A 17,855-nucleotide genomic window follows, 5' to 3' on the forward strand; every position below is an offset into this window, starting at 1 on the left:
GGCGCTCAGCGCGGGCGCGTGTCGACGACGCGCCGGGCCTTGCCGGTCTGCGTGCGTTCCATTTCGTCGGGGCCGTGCACGACCACGCGGGTGGAGATGCCGATGAGCGTCTTCACGCGGTGCTGCACCCACTCGGAGATGGCGTTGCGGTCGGCCGCGGCGGCTTCGTGCGGCGTGAGTTCGCAGTGCACCTCGACCTGGTCGAGCAGGCCTTCGCGGCTCACGCGCACCTGGTACAGGCCGGTGAGGGCGCTGTGCGCGAGCACGATCTCTTCCACCTGCGTGGGGAAGACGTTCACGCCGCGGATGATCATCATGTCGTCGCTGCGCCCGACGATCTTGCCCATGCGGCGGAACGCGCGCGAGGTGGGCGGCAACAGGCGCGTGAGGTCGCGCGTGCGGTAGCGCACGATCGGCATCGCTTCCTTGCTCAGCGAGGTGAAGACCAGTTCGCCTTCTTCGCCGTCGGCCTTCAGCTCGCCGGTCTCGGGGTCGATGATCTCGGGGTAGAAATGGTCTTCCCAGATCACCGGGCCGTCCTTGCTCTCGACGCATTCGCTGGCCACGCCCGGGCCCATCACTTCGGAGAGGCCGTAGATGTCGACGGCGTCGATGCCGGCGCGCGTCTCGATGTCGCGGCGCATGGCTTCGGTCCACGGCTCGGCGCCGAAGATGCCGACCTTGAGCGAGCTGTCTTTGGCATCGAGGCCCTGGCGCTCGAACTGCTCGATGATCACCTGCATGTAGCTGGGCGTGACCATGATGATGTCGGGCTTGAAGTCCTGGATGAGCTGCACCTGCTTCTCGGTCTGGCCGCCCGACATCGGGATGACGGTGCAGCCGGCGCGTTCGGCGCCGTAGTGCGCGCCCAGGCCGCCGGTGAAGAGGCCGTAGCCGTAGGCCACGTGGATCATGTCGCCCGGTCGTCCGCCCGCCGCGCGGATCGAGCGCGCAACGAGGTCGGCCCAGGTGTCGATGTCGTTCTTCGTGTAGCCCACCACGGTCGGCTTGCCGGTGGTGCCCGACGACGCGTGGATGCGCGCGACCTGCGTGCGCGGCACGGCGAACATGCCGAAGGGGTAGTTGTCGCGCAGGTCGGTCTTCACCGTGAACGGGAATTTCGACAGGTCGGCCAGCGACTTCAGGTCGTCGGGGTGCACGCCCTTGGCATCGAAGGCCTGGCGGTAGTGCGGCACGTTGTCGTAGGCGTTGCGCAGCGTGGCGCGCAGGCGCGTGAGCTGCAGGGCGGCGATCTCGTCGCGGCTGGCGGTTTCGATCGGCTCGAGGTCGCCGGGGGCGGGGCGTTTCACGGTCATGGTGGGGTGTCTCCTCAAGCGGCCGGGACGGCCGGCCGGCCCTTGGCGGTGTAGGAGCGACCGCGGAACATCGCGATGCGCTCGCCGCGCTGGTTGGTGATTTCGGTGTCGTACACGCCGGTGCGCCCGGCCTTGGAGACTTCGAAGCAGCGCGCGGTGAGCACGTCGCCCTCGCGCGCCGGCGCGAGGAAGTCGATGGCGAAGCCCGAGGCCACGGTCAGCTCGTTGTACGAGTTGCAGGCGAAGGCGAAGGTGGAGTCGGCCAGCGTGGCCATGAAGCCGCCGTGGCAGATGGCGTGGCCGTTGAGCATGTCGGGGCGCACGCGCATCTCGAGCGTGGCCTGGCCGGGGCCGACCTCCACGATGCGCATGCCCAGGCCCTTGCTGGCGTTGTCGTTCGCGAACATGCCGTCGCGCACGAACTCGGCGGTCTGTTGCGGGGTGCGGGAGGAAGCGTCGGTCATCTCAGCGGTCCTTGAACACCGGGGCGCGCTTGGCGCGGAAAGCCTCGACACCTTCGCGGTAGTCGTCGGCATTGCCCATCTCGCGTTGGATGCGCGCTTCTTCGGCAAGTGCCGCGCCCAGGTCGAGGTTTTGCGCGGCGGCCATCGCTTCGCGGGTGGCCACGAGTGCGCGCGTGGGCATGCCGGCCAGGCGCGCCGCCAGCGCGGCGGCGGTGTCGGCCAGGGCCGCGTCGTCCACGCACTGCCAGATGAGGCCGATGCGCGCGGCGTCTTCGGCCGGGAGCTTGTCGCCCAGCATCGCGATGCCCAGCGCGCGCGCGGGGCCCACGAGGCGCGGCAGCAGCCAGGTGCCGCCGGTGTCGGGCACGAGGCCGATCTTGGTGAAGGCCTGGATGAAGCTGGCCGAGCGGCCCGCCACCACGAGGTCGCAGCACAGCGCGAGGTTGGCGCCCGCGCCTGCCGCCACGCCGTTGACGGCGGCAACCACCGGCACCGGCATCGAGCGCAGGCGCGCGACCAGCGGGCCGTAATAAGCAGAGATGACGTGGCCCAGGTCCTTGGGTGCGGCGCCCGGCGTGGGGTCGGGCGCGACCGACGGGTCGGCCAGGTCCTGCCCCGCGCAGAAGGCGCGGCCGGCACCGGTGAGCACCACGCAGCGCACGCTGCTGTCGGCGGCCGCGGCTTCGAGCGCAGCCAGCAACTCGGCATGCAGCCCGGTCGTGAAGCTGTTGAGTGCCGCGGGGCGGTTCAGGCTCAGCGTGCGGACGGCGCCGCTGTCGCTGATGAGTACCAAAGGCTCAGTCATGCGTGTCTCTTTCATCCTTTGTGGGGACGGCTCGGTGCGTAAACACTATTGACCGACCGTTCGGTTGATTTTAGGATCGACCTCGATTCCGGCACAAGCGGGGTGCATTCAGGGCAAACCCTGAGGCCTGCAAAAAACAAGGAGACCGAATGCCCAGCTATTCCATCGACGGCGTGATCCCTGTCGTCGACCCGAGCGCCTACGTGCATCCCACGGCCGTGCTGATCGGCGACGTGATCGTCGGCCCGCACTGCTACGTCGGCCCCTGCGCCAGCCTGCGCGGCGACTTCGGCCGCATCGTGTTGCAGGAGGGCTCGAACGTGCAGGACCACTGCTGCATCCACGGCTTTCCCGACAACGACACGGTGGTGGAGGTCAACGGCCACATCGGCCACGGCGCGATCCTGCACAGCTGCATCGTGCGCCGCGACGCGCTGGTGGGCATGAACGCGGTGGTGATGGACGAGGCCGAGGTGGGCGAGAAAGCCATCGTCGCGGCCTGCGCCTTCGTGCCCGCCGGCATGAAGGTGCCCGCACGCTCGCTCGCGGCGGGCATCCCGGCCAAGGTGCGGCGCGAACTCAGCGACGAAGAGATCGCCTGGAAGCTCGAGGGCACGCAGACCTACCAGGCGCTGACGGTGCGCAGCCTGGCCAGCCTGCACGAGGTGGCGCCGCTCGCCGAGGTGGAAAAAGACCGGCCGCGCCTGCCCGCCACCGACGTGAAATCCCTGATCGCCACCCGCCGCGGCTAGCCCTGCGGCTTCATGCAAGATCGAGCCTGCTGCACGCCAGCAACCGACAGACAACCCAGGAAGAAGACCCGATGCCGCGTGGAAGATCCGCCACCTACGACGACCAGCGCGAACTGATCCTCGCGCAGGCCGCCCAGCTGTTCGCCCGCCGCGGCTACCCCGCGACCTCGATGAACCAGGTCGCCGAGGCCTGCAACCTCTCGAAGGCCACGCTCTACCACTACTACAAGGACAAGAGCAGCCTGCTCATCAGCATCGCCGAGACGCACGTCTCGAAGCTGGCGGCGCTGGTGGCCGAGGAAGAGGCCCAGCCCTCAACCGACGAAGAGCGCCTGCGCCGCTTCATTTACCGCATCGTCGAGGAGTACGCCGGCGCACAGGACGCGCACCGCGTGCTGACCGACGACGTGCGCTTTCTCGAGGACGAGGACCGCGAGCGCGTGCTCGACCAGGAGCGCGCCGTGGTCGCCGGCTTTGCGCGCGCCGTGTCGGCGCTGCGCCCCGGCGCGCCGAGTGACGAGCTCGCCAAGCCGCTGACCATGCTGCTGTTCGGCATGATCAACTGGATGTTCACCTGGATGAAGCCCGGCGGCCGGCTCGACCACGCGGCCATCGCGCCGATCGTGGCCGACCTGTTCCTGGGCGGGGTGGGGGCGGTGAAGCTGCCACCCGCTCCACCCTCGCAGAGCGCTAAAGAATCCGGTTGAACCAGAGCAGCGACAGCCCCGCCGACAGCAGCGTGAGCACCGCCGCGCCCAGCGCGAACAGCGCCGAGATTTCGGTCTCTTTCTTCTCCACGGTGAGCTTGGAGCTCAGCGTTTCGTAGACCTTCTTCAGGTCGCTCGCGGTGCCGGCGTAGAAGTATTCGGCGCTGGTCTTGTTCGCGATGGCCTTGAGCGTTTCTTCGTCCAGCCGCACGCGCATCGACCAGCCTTCGAAGCCGATGGTCTCGCCGTCGACCGTGCCCACGCCCACCGTGTAGATGCGCACGCCGCGGTCGGCCGCGGCCTTGGCGGCGTCCAGCGGGTCGACGCCGGTGGTGCGCTGGCCGTCGGTCAGCATGATGATCGCGGCGGAGGTGAACGAGCCGGGCGCCACGGGCGTGAACTCCTTGAGCTGCTTCTCGTTCTGGTCGATCGGGATGCCGCGCTGGCGGCTGGGCGCGCTGAACTGCGAGATGTCGATGCCCGCGTCGGGGAACAGCGTGGCCAGCGACACCACGATGGCGTTGCCCGTGGCCGTGGCGCGCTGCAGCTGGAAGCTGTCGATGGCCGTCACGAGGTCGTCGTGGTTGGTGGTGGGCAGCTGCGCCACCTGCGCGCTGCCCGCGAAGGCGACGATGCCCACCTTCACGTGGCGCGGCAGGTCCTTGATGAAGCTCTTGGCCGCCTCCTGCGCCGCCACCAGCCGGTTGGGCTGCACGTCGGCCGCGCGCATGCTGCCCGACACGTCCATCGCCAGGATGATGGTCTGCTGGTTCGACGGCAGCACCACCACCGCCATCGGCCGCGCCGCCGCCACGAGCATCGCGGCCATGGCCACCAGGAACAGCAGCGGCGGGATGTGGCGCCGCAGGCTCTGGCCCGGGCCCATGGCCTCGCGCACGATCGACAGGCTGGCGTAGCGCACCGCCATCTTCTTCTTGCGGCGGATCAGCCAGACATACAGGAGCACCAGCAGCGGCAAGGCCGCCAGCAGCCAGAGGAATTGAGGCCAGAGGAATGTCATGCCGCCACCACCGCCTTCCCGCCACCCGCTGCAACACCGCGGACCCGGCGCTTGCGCAGGTCCGCGAATCGCACGATGGCTTCGACCAGATCGTCGTTGGTCGAGAGTTCGAGGGCGTCGACGCCGGCCCGGGCCAGCGACTCGCGCAGGGTGGTCTCGCGTTCGGCGGCCAGCCGCGCGAAGCGTTTGCGGAACCCCGCGTCATGGGTGTCGACCCACAGCTGCTCGCCGGTCTCGGCGTCGCGCAGCGGCACCAGGCCGAGGTCGGGCAGCTCGAGCTCGAGCGGATCGAACAGGCGCACGGCAATCACTTCGTGCCGCTGCACCAGCTGGCCCAGCGGGCGCTCCCAGCCGGGCTCGCTGAGAAAGTCGGACACCACGAACACGGTGGAGCGGCGCGGCATGAGCGCGGCGGCGGAGGTCAGCAGGTCGGCCAGGCGCGTCATGCCCTTCTGGGCGGGCGCGGCCTCGGCCTGGTTCGCGCGCTTTTCCATCGCGTGCAGCAGGTGCAGCACATGGCGGCGGCCGGTGCGCGGCGGGATCACGGCCTCGAGGTCGCGGCCGTAGACCAGCGCGCCGACCCGGTTGCCGTGCCGCGTGAGCAGCCGCGCGAGCACGCCGACGAAGCCGGCCGAGATCTCGCGCTTGGCCTTCAGGCCCGAGCCGAAATCGACCGAGCGGCTCAGGTCGAGCACGAACCACGCGGCCATCTCGCGGTCTTCGGTGAACACGCGCACGTGCGGCGTCTGCAGCCGCGCGGTGACGTTCCAGTCGATGTGGCGCACGTCGTCGTGGTGCTGGTACTCGCGCAGGTCGGCCAGGTCCAGGCCGGTGCCGCGCATGAGCGTGCGGTAGTCGCCCTGCAGCAGGCCGTCGAGGCGGCGGATCACGGTCCATTCGAGCCGGCGCAGCGCGCGTTCGGCCCCGCCGGCTTCGATCGCGAGCCGGTCGTCGTTCGCGGCCTCGGGGGCCTTACGCCACCAGCTTTTCATGTTCCAGGGGCTTCGGAGGAGCAGGGACGGCCTTCATGATCTTCTCGATCAGCCCGTCGGGCGTGAGCCCTTCGGACAGGCCTTCGTAGGACAGCGTCACGCGGTGGCGCAGCACATCGGGCACCAGCGCGCTCATGTCTTCGGGCAGCGCGTAGCTGCGACCGCGCAGCAGCGCCAGGGCGCGCGCGCCTTCGGTCAGGCTGATGCTGGCGCGCGGGCTGGCGCCGAAAGTGATGAAGCGGCGCAGGTCCTTCAGCCCGTGCTTCTCGGGCGTGCGCGTGGCCGACACGAGCTTGACGGCGTACTGGATCAGCGAGGGGTCGACGTACACGCGCCGCGCCTCGGCCTGCAGTTCGGCCAGCTGTTCGGTGGTGGCGACCGGCGTGGCCGTGACCACCGGGCCGATCACGCGCTGCACGATCACGAACTCTTCCTCGTCGCTCGGGTAGTCGACCATCACCTTCATCATGAAACGGTCGACCTGCGCCTCGGGCAGCGGGTAGGTGCCCTCGGTCTCGATGGGGTTCTGCGTGGCCATCACGAGAAAGGGGCGCGGCACCTTGTGCGTTTCGCCGGCGATGGTGACCTGGCGCTCCTGCATCACTTCGAGCAGCGCGCTTTGCACCTTGGCCGGCGCGCGGTTGATTTCGTCGGCCAGCAGCAGGTTGGCGAACACCGGCCCCAGCGAGGTGCTGAACTCGCCCGTCTTCTGGTTGTAGATGCGCGTGCCCACGAGGTCGGCCGGCACCAGGTCGGGCGTGAACTGGATGCGCTTGAACTGGCCGCGCACGGTGTCGGCCAGCGTCTTGATGGTGAGCGTCTTGGCCAGCCCCGGCACGCCTTCGACCAGCAGGTGGCCGCCCGCGAGCATCGCGACCATCACGCGCTCGAGAAAGCGGTCCTGCCCCACGACCACGCGCTTCACCTCGTAGAGGATCTGCTCCATCAGCTCGGCGGTGGCGGGGGCTGTTGCAAAGGTCGACGAGGTCGGGTTTTCTGTGCTCATGCGAAGGGCTTTCGAAGAAATCAGAAAGGCGGCGAGCCGGCCGCCGAGGCGGCGTTCTCGATCGGCACCGCGAAGCCGATGCCGATGAAGGTGCGCTGCTGCGTCGGGTTGAGGATGGCGGTGACGATGCCCAGCACCTCGCCGTCCATGTTGATGAGCGGGCCGCCCGAATTGCCGGGGTTGGCGGCGGCGTCGAACTGGATCAGGTTACCCAGCTCCTGCTTGCCCTCGGGCGAACGGAAGGAGCGCTTCAGGCCCGACACCACGCCGGCCGACACCGAGGGACCGATGCCGAACGGAAAGCCCACGGCCGCCACCTGGTCGCCGGAGCGCAGGTCGGCGGTGGAGCGCATCACGGCGGGGATCAGGTCGTCGGGGATCTTCTGCGCCTGCAGCACGGCCAGGTCGTTCTCGGGCTGCACGCCGGTGATGACGGCGATGGCCTCCAGGCCGTCGGCGAAAGTGACCTTGATCTTCTCGGCGCCGGCGACCACGTGCAGGTTGGTGAGGATCACGCCCTTGTCGACGATCACCACGCCCGTGCCCACGCCGCGCTCGACCTCGCCCGGCGTGCCGCCGTCGGCGGGCGCCTCGGGCGGCTTGCCCTTGGCCATGTTGCGGCCGCGCTTCTGGGTCTTGGCTTCGGGCGTGGCCTTCTCGGGGCCGTAGCCGACCACGCGCACCACCGAGGGCCGCACGATGTCGGCGGCCTTGGCCGCGGGCGAGGGCAGGGTGGCGGTCTGCAGCGTGCGCAGCACGGCGGCGTCGATGTCTTTCTGTGTGAGCGCCTTGGCGCCCTGGCGCGGTGCCCAGAAGGCGCCGCCGGCGGCGATGGCGATGCAGCTGACGGTGAGCAGGGCGAAGGCGCGGCGGCCCGGCTGCCAGCGTGCGCGAGGGGGTGGGGCTTGCACGGCGTCGGCCTCCGCCACAGCCGCGGCATCCGCCGGCGACCCGGCCGCCGGTGCTGCGGCCGGCGGCAGCGTGCGGGGCGAGCGGCTGTAGAAAGCGGGCCTGCGCATCGGAGCACCTCCGGCAAAAAAGGACGCGTGAAGGAGTTCACAGTAGCACGCTTTCCGCGCCTGTGCATCCCTTCGGGCATCATCGCGCGATGGCTGCGTTTGTCGATACCCACTGTCACCTTGATGCGCCCGAATTCGGTGCCGAGATGCCCGTCATCCGCGCCCGTGCGGCGGCGCAGGGCGTGGTGCTGTGCGTCATTCCGGCGGTGGCGGCCTTCAACTTCGCCACCGTGCGCGCGCTGGCGCACGCGCAGGGCGACGCCTACGCGCTGGGCATCCACCCGCTGTGCACGGGGCAGGCGAGCGACGACGACCTGCAGACGCTCGATGCCGAACTGCATGCGCGGCGCGACGATCCGCGCCTGGTGGCGGTCGGCGAGATCGGGCTCGACTACTTCGTCGAAGGCCTGGACGCCGATAGACAGGAACGCTTCTTTCACACTCAGTTGCAACTGGCGCGCAAGCACGGGCTGCCGGTGCTCATCCATGTGCGGCGCTCGGTCGACAAGGTGCTCAAGCACCTGCGCCAGACCGCGGGCGGGCGGCCGTGGCAGGGCATCGCCCACGCGTTCAACGGCAGCGAGCAGCAGGCGCAGGCCTGCATCGAGATCGGCCTGAAGCTGGGCTTCGGCGGGGCCGTGACCTTCGAGCGCGCGCTGCAGCTGCGCCGGCTCGCGGCCACCTTGCCGATGGACGCGCTGGTGATGGAAACCGACGCGCCCGACATCCAGCCGCACTGGCTGTACCGCACGCAGGCCCAGCGCGACGCGGGCCAGGCGCAGGGCCGCAACGAGCCCGGCGAGCTGCCGCGCATCGCCGAAGTGGTCGCGCAGCTGCGGGGCATCGACATCGCGTCGCTGGCCGAAAACACCACGCGCAATGCGGTGGCAGCCCTGCCGAAGCTCCAAAGTCTGCTGGCCGTGTCGGAGGGGCGTCCGCCCGCCGCGTAGGCCAAGGCCCCGAGTTGCGCCAGCGCAGGTCATCGGGCCCTTTTTGCTGTCATCCTTGAAGTTCGAAGTGACGTTGGTTGTCCAGTGGCACTGTCGTCACTCCGCACTTCACTCAAAAAAGGAGTCTTTCATGACCACATCTTTTGTTCGTACCCTGCCCGTCGCGCTCGCACTGGCGCTGGCCTCCATCGGTGTGTCGGCCATCGCGCAGACCACCGCGGCCGAGCCCACGACCACCGAGAAGGTGAAGGAAGCCGGCAAGGACGCCGTCGATGCGACCGCACGCGGCACCGAGAAGGCCTGGGACGCCACCAAGAGCACGACCAAGAAGGCCGTGAACGCGACCGAGAGCGGCGCCGAGAAGGCCTGGGATGCCACCAAGAGCGGCACCAAGAAGGCAGCCAACGCCACCGAGCGCGGCACCAAGAAGGCCTGGAACGCAACCAAGAACACCACCAAGAAGGCCACCACCGCCACCAAGAAGGCGGCCGTGAAGACCGGCGACGCCGTGGAAACGGCCGGCCACAAGACGGCCGACGGCATGCGCAGCGCCGGCAAGGCGATCGGCGAGAAGGTGCCGGGCACGGCCGAGAACGAAGCGGCCAAGAAGCCGTAACTTCCATGCACCGGGCTTCGGCCCGTGCTTGACGAAAGAACCCGCTTCGGCGGGTTTTTTCATGGGCGTTCAGGCACACCACGTGGCAATGCCAAGATACCGCCCATGAAACCGACCGCCATCCCGTCCCCGACCGTCGCCGCCACCGCCGGCATGGTGCTGACCGGCCTTGCGCCCATCGTCTCGCCGAACACACGTGTGCTCATCCTCGGCAGCTTCCCGGGCGTCAAGTCGCTCGAGCGGCAGCAGTACTATGCGCATCCCCAAAATCAGTTCTGGAAGATCTTGCAAGCCCTCTGGCCCGACCCCCTGCTTCCGACGGGCGCAGACAGCTACTGCGCGCGCTGCGACTGGCTGCTCGATCGCGGCCTCGGCGTGTGGGACGTGTACGGCGCCTGCGAGCGCGAGGGCAGCCTCGACGCGGCGATCCGCTCGCCGGTCGTGAACGACATCGCCGGCCTGCAACTGCCGAAGCTCGCCGCCATCGCCCACAACGGCGGCGAGAGCTTCAAGCACGCACGCCACACGCGCACCCTCGGGGTGCCGGTGTATTCGCTGCCCTCCACCAGCCCCGCCAACGCGTCGTGGTCCTTCGAGCGCAAGCTCGCGGCCTGGCGCGAGGTCTTCGTTGCCCACCACCTTCTCTGATGGCTTCTTCCGCTTCTTCCAAGAAAACCCTCGTCCTGCCCGAAGTCAATTTTTCCGACTGGGGCGACATCCGCTACCTGCACCTGGGCACCGAATGGGTCCAGGGTTCGATGAAGCTCGACGCGCCCTTCGAGATCGAGCTCGAGTACGTGCAGCGCATGATGGCCTGGCTGCTCTTCGTCGACAGCAAGGGTGTGGGCAACCGCCACGCGATGCAGCTGGGCCTGGGCGCGGCCACGCTCACCAAGTTCAGCCGCAAGACGCTGCGCATGCGCACCACCGCGGTCGAGCTGAACCCGCAGGTGGTGTCGGCCTGCCGCGGCTGGTTCAAGCTGCCGGCCGACGACCTGAAGCTGCGCGTGGTGATCGCCGACGCGGCCGAGGAAATCCGCAAGCCCGAATGGCAGGGCACGGTCGACGCGCTGCAGGTCGACCTGTACGACCACGAGGCCGCCGCGCCGGTGCTCGACAGCGAAGCCTTCTATGCCGACTGCCGCGCGCTACTCACCGAAGACGGCTGCATGACGGTCAACCTCTTCGGCCGCTCGTCGAGCTACGAGCGCAGCCTCGAGAAAATCGCCGCCGCTTTCGGCGCCGACGCGGTCTGGGCCTTCAAGCCGACGCGCGAAGGCAACACGGTGGTGCTGGCCCAGCGCACGGCGTCGCGCCCGAAGCGCGAGGTGCTTGCCGAGCGCGCCCAAACCATCCAGACTCGCTGGGGCCTGCCCGCGCCGAAATGGCTGCGGGTCTTCAAGCCGATGACGCTTTCCCTCACCACCTGATTCCCGGTTCATGAGCGCTGTACCTGCCGCCGCCGCTGCTGCTGTCCGCCACGAAGGTCCGCTCGACCTGCGTCGCCTGATCGAATGGCTCGCCACCGACGGCGTGATCTCGCCGATGGAGGCCAAGCGCACCATCGCGCGCTGCGCCCAGGCCGAGAGCCGGCAGGCGCCGCTGGTGCGCCTGGCCAATGTGGCCATGACGCGCGAGGCCGACGGCAAGCCGCTCGACCTCGAAGCGCTCACGCAATGGCTCGCCGGCCGGTCCGGCCTGGCCTACCTGCGCATCGATCCGCTCAAGGTCGACGTGGGCAAGGTGGCCGACACCATGAGCGCCGGCTACGCCGAGCGCCACAAGGTGCTGCCCGTGCAGGTGCTGCCGAACGAGGTGGTGGTGGCCACGGCCGAACCGTTCCTCACCGACTGGATCGCCGAGGTCGAGCGCCAGTCGAAGCGCACCGTGCGCCGTGTGGTGGCCAACCCGTCGGACATCCAGCGCTACACGGCCGAATTCTTTGCGCTCGCCAAGTCGGTGCGCGCCGCGCAGAAGGCCGGCGGCAACACCGGCGGCGCGAGCTTCGAGCAGCTGGTCGAGCTGGGCAAGAGCACGAAGCAGCTCGACGCCAACGACCAGAGCGTGGTGCAGGTGGTCGACTGGCTGTGGCAGTACGCCTTCGACCAGCGCGCCAGCGACATCCACTTGGAGCCGCGCCGCGAGCAGGGCGTGATCCGCTTTCGCATCGACGGCATCCTGCACCCCGCCTACCAGATGCCCATGGGCGTGATGAACGCGATGGTCGCGCGCATCAAGCTGCTGGGCCGCATGGACGTGGTCGAGAAGCGCCGCCCGCTCGATGGCCGCATCAAGACCCGCAACATGCGCGGCGACGAAATCGAAATGCGCCTGTCGACCTTGCCGACCGCCTTCGGCGAGAAGATGGTGATGCGCATCTTCGACCCCGACACCGCGGTGAAGGACCTCGACGCGCTGGGCTTCGCGCAGCACGACGCGCAGCGCTGGGAGCAACTCGTCACGCGGCCCAACGGCATCATCCTGGTGACCGGGCCCACGGGCTCGGGCAAAACCACCACGCTGTACTCCACGCTCAAGCGCGTGGCGACCGAAGAGGTCAACGTGAGCACGGTCGAAGACCCGATCGAAATGATCGAGCCCTCGTTCAACCAGACGCAGGTGCAGCCGCAACTCGACTTCGGTTTCACCGAGGGCCTGCGCGCGCTCATGCGGCAGGACCCGGACATCATCATGGTCGGCGAAATCCGCGACCTCGCCACCGCCGAGATGGCGGTGCAGGCCGCGCTCACCGGCCACCTCGTGTTCAGCACGCTGCACACCAACGATGCGCCCAGCGCCATCACGCGGATGATGGAACTGGGCGTGCCCTCGTACCTCATCACCGCCGTGATGCTGGGCGTGCTCGCGCAGCGCCTCGTGCGCACGCTGTGCCCGCATTGCAAGCAGCCCGACGACGCGGTCACGCGCGAGAGCCTCGAGGCCATCGTCAAGCCGTGGCAGATCACCGGCCCCGTGCGCGCCTACAAGCCGGTGGGCTGCGTCGATTGCCGCATGACCGGCTACATGGGTCGCATGGGCCTGTACGAACTGCTGAGCGTGACCGAGCCGTTCAAGGACCAGGTCACCAAGGAGCCCAACCTCACGGGCCTGCGACGCCAGGCCGTGATCGACGGCATGCGGCCGCTGCGCCTGGCCGGCGCGCTGCGCGTGGCCGAGGGCGTGACGACCATCGAGGAAGTGCTCAGCGCAACGCCTCCTCTGGAATAGGTCCTCCCCCAGGCTTCGCGCACTTCGTGTCGCTACGCCAACCCCCTCGCCGGGGGCAACACCAGCGGCCCGGCAAAGCCGGTTCCGCGGTGTTTCTTGAAGGGGATCTCATGAGTCATTTCGGGTTATCCCTAGTCCTTTGGTTAGTGGAATCCACATCGGCCTGACCGGAGGCTGACTCGACAATCCCGCATCGAAATTGTTCGAGGAGACTGTTCGTGAAAATCAAAAGTCAGAAAGACTTTTTCTCGGGACTGATGTTCACCGTCGTGGGCGTGGCGTTCGCATGGGGCGCCACCACCTACAGTGTGGGCAGCGGCGCCCGCATGGGTCCGGGTTACTTCCCGCTCATGCTGGGCATCCTGATGGCGCTGATCGGCCTGGGCATCATGTTCAGCGGGCTCACCGTTGAAACGACCGATGGCGAAAAAATCGGCAAGTGGGCCTGGAAGCAAGTGGTGTTCATCCTGGGCGCCAACCTCGCCTTCGGCGTGCTGCTCGGCGGCCTGCCGAGCATCGGCGTGCCGGCCATGGGCATGATCATCGCGATCTACGCGCTCGTGATCATCGCCAGCCTCGCGGGCCACGAGTTCAAGCTGCCCACCGTGCTGATCCTGGCCACCGTTCTGGCCATCGGCAGCTACGTTGCATTCATCTGGGCGCTGAAGCTGCAGATCCAGGTCTGGCCGACCTTCATCGGTTGAGAGAAGAAAGCTGCTCACATGGAACTGTTTGAACACCTCTCAATGGGTTTTGGCGTTGCCTTTACCTTCACGAACCTGCTGTACTGCCTGGTCGGCTGCATTCTGGGCACGCTGATCGGCGTGCTCCCGGGCATCGGCCCGGTCGCGACGATTGCGATGCTGCTGCCCGCCACGTATGCGCTGCCGCCTGTGTCGGCGCTGATCATGCTGGCCGGTATTTATTACGGCGCGCAGTACGGTGGCTCGACCACCGCGATTCTGGTGAACCTGCCGGGCGAATCGTCGTCGGTGGTGACCGTGATCGACGGCTACCAGATGGCGCGCAAGGGCCGTGCAGGTCCGGCGCTCGCTGCGGCCGGTCTGGGCTCGTTCTTCGCGGGTTGCGTCGGCACGCTGATTCTTGCCGCCTTCGCACCGCCGCTGACCGAGCTGGCCTTCAAGTTCGGCCCGGCCGAATACTTCTCGCTGATGATCCTGGGCCTGATCGGCGCCGTGGTGCTGGCCTCGGGTTCGCTGCTCAAGGCGATCGCGATGATCGTGCTGGGCCTGCTGATGGGCCTGGTCGGTACCGACGTGAACTCGGGTGTCGCACGCTACAGCTTCGACATCCCTGAACTCACCGACGGCATCGGCTTCGTGGCCATCGCCATGGGCGTGTTCGGCTACGGCGAAATCATTGCCAACCTCTCGCGTCCGGACGACGAGCGCGAAGTGTTCACCGCCAAGGTCTCGGGCCTGTTCCCGACCAAGGAAGACTTCAAGCGCATGGTGCCTGCCGTGCTGCGCGGCACGGCGCTGGGTTCTGCCCTGGGCATCCTGCCCGGCGGCGGTGCACTGCTGGCGGCTTTCGCGGCCTACACGATCGAGAAGAAGACCAAGCTGAAGCCGGGCGAAGTGCCCTTCGGCAAGGGCAACATCCGCGGCGTGGCAGCACCCGAGTCGGCCAACAACGCCGGCGCACAGACCTCCTTCATTCCGCTGCTGACGCTGGGCATTCCGCCCAACGCCGTGATGGCGCTGATGGTGGGCGCGATGACCATCCACAACATCCAGCCGGGCCCGCAGGTGATGACCAGCAACCCCGAGCTGTTCTGGGGCCTGATCGCCTCGATGTGGCTGGGCAACGCGATGCTGATCGTGCTGAACCTGCCGCTGATCGGCATGTGGATCAAGCTGCTGTCGGTGCCGTACAAGTTCCTGTTCCCGGCGATCGTGCTGTTCTGCGCAATCGGTGTGTACTCGACCAACAACAACACCTTCGACATCTGGATGGTGGGCATCTTCGGTCTGGTGGGCTACACCTTCTTCAAGCTGGGTTGCGAGCCTGCGCCGCTGCTGCTGGGCTTCATCCTGGGCCCGATGATGGAAGAGAACCTGCGCCGTTCGCTGCTGCTGTCGCGCGGCGACTGGAGCGTGTTCGTCACGCGTCCGATCTCGGCCAGCCTGCTGGCGGCCGCGGCCCTGCTGCTCATCATCGTGCTGCTGCCGGCCGTGAAGTCCAAGCGCGAAGAGGCCTTCGTCGAAGACTGATCGACGGGCTTTCTCTGAACGCACAAACGGCGCCCTCGGGCGCCGTTTTTCTTTGGGGGGATGCCGTCGTCCCTATCTGCCCAGCGCGCTGAGCACCGCCACGGTCATCGCGTGCACGCCGGTCTTGATCGACGGCTCGGGCACCGGCGCGAAGAAGGGCGAATGGTTGCGGGCCAGCGGCTTGCCGCCGGGTTGGGCGGAGGCCGCGATGTCCCGCGCATCGAGCACGCCGACAGTGAAGTACATCGACGGCACGCCGGCGTTGATGAAGGCCGAGAAGTCTTCGCTGCCCGTCGAGGGCACTGTGGATTGAACGACCTGCGCCGCGCCCAGCGCCTGCTTGAGCGCGGCGGCCGCGCGGGTCACGGCCGCTTCGTCGTTGACCAGCGCTTCTCCGCCCGGCACCAGCTTGACCACGGGGTCGGGCGCGCCGCTCGTTGCCGCAGCCGCCATGGCCATGCGGCGCACGCCGGCCAGCAGCTTGTCGCGCACTTCCGCCTTGTACGAGCGGATGGTGCCGCGCAGCGTGACCGTGTCGGGAATGATGTTGCCGGCGGTGCCGCCCTGGATGGCGCCGATCGTCACGACACCGAATTCGGCCGGGTCTTTCTCGCGGCTCACCACGGCCTGTACGTCGGTCACGAAGCGCGCGGCGATCACGATCGGGTCGACGGTGGTGTGCGGCCGCGAGCCGTGGCCGCCGCGTCCCTTGAAGACGATCTCCAGCGCGTCGGAGTTGGAACTGCTGATGCCGATGCCGTAGCCGATGGCGCCGTGCGGCGTGGGCGCCGTGTGCAGCGCGAACGCGGCGTCGGGCTTGGGAAAGCGCGCGAACAGGCCGTCCGCAAGCATCGCCTTGGCGCCCGACACGGTTTCTTCGGCGGGCTGGCCGATGAACATCAGCGTGCCTTTCCATTGGTCCTTGAGCGCGACCAGCGTGCGCGCGGTGCCGAGCCAGCTGGCCATGTGGATGTCGTGGCCGCAGCTGTGGGCCACGAAGCTGTCGCGCCCGCCCCAGTCGGTACGGGCCTGGCTGGCGTAGGGCAGGCCGGTCTTCTCTTCCATCGGCAGGCCGTCCATGTCGGTGCGCACCATCACGACCGGCCCGGGGCCGTTGCGGTACAGCGCCACGACGCCGGTGCCGCCGACCTTCTCGGTCACCTCGAAGCCGATGGCGCGCATCTCGGCGGCGAGCAGGGCGGCGGTGCGCGTTTCCTTGAAAGCAAGCTCGGGGTGGGCGTGCAGGTCCTTGTAGAGGGCGTCGAGCCGGGGGTACATCGCATCGACGAGCGGCGGGATCGCCGACGCCTGCGGTGATACGGCGGGCTGGGCCTGTGCGCCTGCGCCGAGTGTGAAGGCGAGGAGGGCGGCGGCGGCCAGTGAACGAAGGGCGAAGGGGTGTGCGTGGGTCGGCATGGAATGAGTGAAGGGGCGCATGAAGATGAAGATCAGAAGATGTGGCGGATGCCGAAGTCGTAGCCCGTGGCGCTGCGCGGGCGCCAGCCGCTGGCGGTCATGTAGCCCGGATAGGGCGCGTCGCTGGCGCTCGTCACGGCGCCGATCGCCTTGTCGTTCTGGCCGTCCCGGATGCGAACGCGCGCGAACGTGGCGTACAGCGCCGTGCGGCGGGACAGGTGGTGCACGTAGCCCAGCGCCCATTGGCTGGCGCTGGCGCCTTGCGCGACGTCTCCCGGCAGGCCGGTGGCGCCGGCCTTGTAGCTGACACGACCGAAGGACGCGCGGACGAGTCCCGGGCCCACGGGCACCGTGGCGCCCACCAGGTAGCCGTTGTATTTGTCGGTGCGATCCTGCATCCAGGGCTGTGCCTGCGCGCGCCGGTGCCGCAGCTGCGACAGTTCGCCCAGCAGCTTGACGGGGCCGAAGTCGTAGGTGGCGCTCAGGCTGAGGGTCTTCAGCCGGTCCTCGCCGCCGGCGTCGACGGGCGGCTTGGCCGCCGAACCCGAGGGCAGGCGGTCCTTGTTGTCTTCACCGAACGCCAGCGCCACGTTGAGCGGCCCCTTGGCATAGCCGAAGCGCCCGCCCAGGTAGCGCCCACGCGCGTTCGTCGGCGTCACGTCCGGGCTGTAGCGGACGTTCTCGGGCAAGGCGTACTGGAGCTGCCCGTGGAAGCCGCCGAGGTCCGACGGCAGGAAGTAGCCGATGCTGTTGCTGGCGCGCGCGTAGTTGTCGCCGGCCGCCACGCCGGCCGGTGCGCCGCCCAGGAGCGTGGACGAGGCGCTGTTGACGCGCGCGATCACCGACAGGCCCGCGCCCTGCACGGCGAAGGGGTCGGCCAGCGAGTCGTTGCGAAAGATCGGCGTGTAGTCGCGGCCCAGACGCAGCTCGCCGAAGCCGCCCGACAGGCTCAGCGTCGAACGCTTGGCGAACGAGGCCAGGCCTGTCTTGCCGTCGTCGTTGCTGATGTTCGACTCCAGCCAGAAGCTCGCCGCCAGGCCGCCGCCCAGGTCTTCCGTGCCCCGAAAACCCAGGCTGCTGCCGCGGTAGCCGCCGCGCGACAGCGTGGTCTGGCTTTGCGTCACCCGCGGCACGCCCGCCGCCAGCAGGGCGGCGGCAGGGCGCCGCGGATCGAACGCCGGGCGGTACTCGCTGACGGTCTCGAAATGGCTGACGCCCGCATCCATGACGCCGAACAGCGTCACCGAGGACTGCGCCGAGGCCGCGCCGGCCAGCGCCAGCAGGGCCAGGCCGAGCGGGTGCCGCTTCACGCGAAGAACGCGCGAGCTG

Annotated in this window: 18 protein-coding genes; 9 read left to right on the forward strand and 9 right to left on the reverse strand. The window is 68.6% G+C overall.

What is annotated here, in order from left to right; all coding sequences use genetic code 11:
- Nucleotides 1-5: 5 nt before the first annotated feature.
- From paaK to ACAM42_RS07630, 3 genes are read right to left on the reverse strand one after another with little or no spacing between them, the layout of a single operon-like run.
- Nucleotides 6-1,316, reverse strand: a complete 1,311-nt coding sequence (paaK, locus tag ACAM42_RS07620) for a phenylacetate--CoA ligase PaaK (RefSeq protein WP_369631631.1) — start codon at nucleotides 1,314-1,316, stop codon at nucleotides 6-8.
- Between the two features lie 14 nt (nucleotides 1,317-1,330).
- Complete coding sequence (gene paaI, locus ACAM42_RS07625; protein WP_369631632.1) at nucleotides 1,331-1,780, reverse strand: hydroxyphenylacetyl-CoA thioesterase PaaI; 450 nt, start codon at nucleotides 1,778-1,780, stop codon at nucleotides 1,331-1,333.
- A 1-nt stretch (nucleotide 1,781) separates the two neighbouring features.
- Nucleotides 1,782-2,585, reverse strand: a complete 804-nt coding sequence (locus tag ACAM42_RS07630; protein WP_369631633.1) for an enoyl-CoA hydratase-related protein — start codon at nucleotides 2,583-2,585, stop codon at nucleotides 1,782-1,784.
- A gap of 149 nt (nucleotides 2,586-2,734) precedes the next feature.
- On the opposite strand from ACAM42_RS07630, the gene ACAM42_RS07635 reads away from it, so the two are divergent.
- Both ACAM42_RS07635 and ACAM42_RS07640 read left to right on the forward strand, forming a co-directional pair.
- Entirely contained in the window at nucleotides 2,735-3,337 is a 603-nt protein-coding gene (locus ACAM42_RS07635; protein ID WP_159278218.1) for a phenylacetic acid degradation protein PaaY, read from the forward strand.
- A gap of 71 nt (nucleotides 3,338-3,408) precedes the next feature.
- A complete protein-coding gene (locus ACAM42_RS07640; RefSeq protein ID WP_062478622.1) occupies nucleotides 3,409-4,044 on the forward strand; it encodes a TetR/AcrR family transcriptional regulator in 636 nt (211 codons plus the stop codon).
- Here ACAM42_RS07640 and ACAM42_RS07645 read toward each other — a convergent pair.
- From ACAM42_RS07645 to ACAM42_RS07660, 4 genes are read right to left on the reverse strand one after another with little or no spacing between them, the layout of a single operon-like run.
- A complete protein-coding gene (locus ACAM42_RS07645; protein ID WP_070063646.1) occupies nucleotides 4,028-5,065 on the reverse strand; it encodes a VWA domain-containing protein in 1,038 nt (345 codons plus the stop codon). The two genes, ACAM42_RS07640 and ACAM42_RS07645, sit on opposite strands and share 17 nt — an antisense overlap.
- A complete protein-coding gene (locus ACAM42_RS07650; protein ID WP_159278217.1) occupies nucleotides 5,062-6,057 on the reverse strand; it encodes a DUF58 domain-containing protein in 996 nt (331 codons plus the stop codon). The genes ACAM42_RS07645 and ACAM42_RS07650 overlap by 4 nt, the downstream gene beginning before the upstream one ends.
- Nucleotides 6,038-7,063: a MoxR family ATPase gene (locus ACAM42_RS07655; RefSeq protein WP_095949404.1), complete on the reverse strand. Its 1,026-nt coding sequence runs from the start codon at nucleotides 7,061-7,063 to the stop codon at nucleotides 6,038-6,040. The genes ACAM42_RS07650 and ACAM42_RS07655 overlap by 20 nt, the downstream gene beginning before the upstream one ends.
- 20 nt (nucleotides 7,064-7,083) lie before the next feature.
- Nucleotides 7,084-8,082: a S1C family serine protease gene (locus tag ACAM42_RS07660; protein WP_139700083.1), complete on the reverse strand. Its 999-nt coding sequence runs from the start codon at nucleotides 8,080-8,082 to the stop codon at nucleotides 7,084-7,086.
- Between the two features lie 89 nt (nucleotides 8,083-8,171).
- Between ACAM42_RS07660 and ACAM42_RS07665 the strand changes: the two genes are divergently transcribed.
- The 7 genes from ACAM42_RS07665 (at nucleotide 8,172) to ACAM42_RS07695 (ending at nucleotide 15,110) form a co-directional block, all read left to right on the forward strand.
- A complete protein-coding gene (locus tag ACAM42_RS07665) occupies nucleotides 8,172-9,032 on the forward strand; it encodes a TatD family hydrolase (RefSeq protein ID WP_369631634.1) in 861 nt (286 codons plus the stop codon).
- 130 nt (nucleotides 9,033-9,162) lie between these two features.
- The gene (locus ACAM42_RS07670; protein ID WP_062479399.1) at nucleotides 9,163-9,648 is read left to right on the forward strand and encodes a hypothetical protein; all 486 of its coding nucleotides are present in this window, start codon (nucleotides 9,163-9,165) and stop codon (nucleotides 9,646-9,648) included.
- A 105-nt stretch (nucleotides 9,649-9,753) separates the two neighbouring features.
- Nucleotides 9,754-10,296 carry a DNA-deoxyinosine glycosylase gene (locus tag ACAM42_RS07675; RefSeq protein ID WP_369631635.1) on the forward strand — a complete coding sequence of 181 codons (543 nt, stop codon included), beginning with the start codon at nucleotides 9,754-9,756 and terminating at the stop codon, nucleotides 10,294-10,296.
- The gene (locus ACAM42_RS07680; protein WP_159278211.1) at nucleotides 10,296-11,078 is read left to right on the forward strand and encodes a spermidine synthase; all 783 of its coding nucleotides are present in this window, start codon (nucleotides 10,296-10,298) and stop codon (nucleotides 11,076-11,078) included. Before ACAM42_RS07675 ends, ACAM42_RS07680 begins: the two co-directional genes overlap by 1 nt.
- 10 nt (nucleotides 11,079-11,088) lie before the next feature.
- Nucleotides 11,089-12,876 carry a GspE/PulE family protein gene (locus tag ACAM42_RS07685; RefSeq protein ID WP_369631636.1) on the forward strand — a complete coding sequence of 596 codons (1,788 nt, stop codon included), beginning with the start codon at nucleotides 11,089-11,091 and terminating at the stop codon, nucleotides 12,874-12,876.
- Nucleotides 12,877-13,094: 218 nt separating this feature from the next.
- On the forward strand, nucleotides 13,095-13,580 hold the full coding sequence (locus tag ACAM42_RS07690; protein ID WP_062479410.1) for a tripartite tricarboxylate transporter TctB family protein: 486 nt from the start codon (nucleotides 13,095-13,097) through the stop codon (nucleotides 13,578-13,580).
- Nucleotides 13,581-13,598: 18 nt separating this feature from the next.
- On the forward strand, nucleotides 13,599-15,110 hold the full coding sequence (locus ACAM42_RS07695; RefSeq protein WP_062479412.1) for a tripartite tricarboxylate transporter permease: 1,512 nt from the start codon (nucleotides 13,599-13,601) through the stop codon (nucleotides 15,108-15,110).
- A 72-nt stretch (nucleotides 15,111-15,182) separates the two neighbouring features.
- On the opposite strand, the gene ACAM42_RS07700 is transcribed toward ACAM42_RS07695, so the two are convergent.
- Together ACAM42_RS07700 and ACAM42_RS07705 are read right to left on the reverse strand one after the other, a co-directional pair.
- The gene (locus ACAM42_RS07700; protein WP_369631637.1) at nucleotides 15,183-16,526 is read right to left on the reverse strand and encodes an amidohydrolase; all 1,344 of its coding nucleotides are present in this window, start codon (nucleotides 16,524-16,526) and stop codon (nucleotides 15,183-15,185) included.
- Between the two features lie 32 nt (nucleotides 16,527-16,558).
- Nucleotides 16,559-17,836, reverse strand: a complete 1,278-nt coding sequence (locus ACAM42_RS07705; RefSeq protein WP_369632741.1) for a porin — start codon at nucleotides 17,834-17,836, stop codon at nucleotides 16,559-16,561.
- Nucleotides 17,837-17,855: the final 19 nt, after the last annotated feature.

This window comes from Variovorax sp. V35 (assembly GCF_041154465.1).
Lineage (GTDB): Bacteria > Pseudomonadota > Gammaproteobacteria > Burkholderiales > Burkholderiaceae_C > Variovorax > Variovorax boronicumulans.

What these genes read in the sequence shown, in the direction of transcription:
- ACAM42_RS07665 (WP_369631634.1), top strand. Translation starts at nt 8,172, where the DNA reads ATGGCTGCGTTTGTCGATACCCACTGTCACCTTGATGCGCCCGAATTC.
- ACAM42_RS07645 (WP_070063646.1), bottom strand. Translation starts at nt 5,065, where the DNA reads ATGACATTCCTCTGGCCTCAATTCCTCTGGCTGCTGGCGGCCTTGCCG.
- paaI (WP_369631632.1), bottom strand. Translation starts at nt 1,780, where the DNA reads ATGACCGACGCTTCCTCCCGCACCCCGCAACAGACCGCCGAGTTCGTG.
- ACAM42_RS07660 (WP_139700083.1), bottom strand. Translation starts at nt 8,082, where the DNA reads ATGCGCAGGCCCGCTTTCTACAGCCGCTCGCCCCGCACGCTGCCGCCG.
- ACAM42_RS07630 (WP_369631633.1), bottom strand. Translation starts at nt 2,585, where the DNA reads ATGACTGAGCCTTTGGTACTCATCAGCGACAGCGGCGCCGTCCGCACG.
- ACAM42_RS07670 (WP_062479399.1), top strand. Translation starts at nt 9,163, where the DNA reads ATGACCACATCTTTTGTTCGTACCCTGCCCGTCGCGCTCGCACTGGCG.
- ACAM42_RS07695 (WP_062479412.1), top strand. Translation starts at nt 13,599, where the DNA reads ATGGAACTGTTTGAACACCTCTCAATGGGTTTTGGCGTTGCCTTTACC.
- ACAM42_RS07700 (WP_369631637.1), bottom strand. Translation starts at nt 16,526, where the DNA reads ATGCCGACCCACGCACACCCCTTCGCCCTTCGTTCACTGGCCGCCGCC.
- ACAM42_RS07640 (WP_062478622.1), top strand. Translation starts at nt 3,409, where the DNA reads ATGCCGCGTGGAAGATCCGCCACCTACGACGACCAGCGCGAACTGATC.
- ACAM42_RS07680 (WP_159278211.1), top strand. Translation starts at nt 10,296, where the DNA reads ATGGCTTCTTCCGCTTCTTCCAAGAAAACCCTCGTCCTGCCCGAAGTC.
- ACAM42_RS07635 (WP_159278218.1), top strand. Translation starts at nt 2,735, where the DNA reads ATGCCCAGCTATTCCATCGACGGCGTGATCCCTGTCGTCGACCCGAGC.
- ACAM42_RS07675 (WP_369631635.1), top strand. Translation starts at nt 9,754, where the DNA reads ATGAAACCGACCGCCATCCCGTCCCCGACCGTCGCCGCCACCGCCGGC.
- ACAM42_RS07655 (WP_095949404.1), bottom strand. Translation starts at nt 7,063, where the DNA reads ATGAGCACAGAAAACCCGACCTCGTCGACCTTTGCAACAGCCCCCGCC.
- paaK (WP_369631631.1), bottom strand. Translation starts at nt 1,316, where the DNA reads ATGACCGTGAAACGCCCCGCCCCCGGCGACCTCGAGCCGATCGAAACC.
- ACAM42_RS07650 (WP_159278217.1), bottom strand. Translation starts at nt 6,057, where the DNA reads ATGAAAAGCTGGTGGCGTAAGGCCCCCGAGGCCGCGAACGACGACCGG.
- ACAM42_RS07685 (WP_369631636.1), top strand. Translation starts at nt 11,089, where the DNA reads ATGAGCGCTGTACCTGCCGCCGCCGCTGCTGCTGTCCGCCACGAAGGT.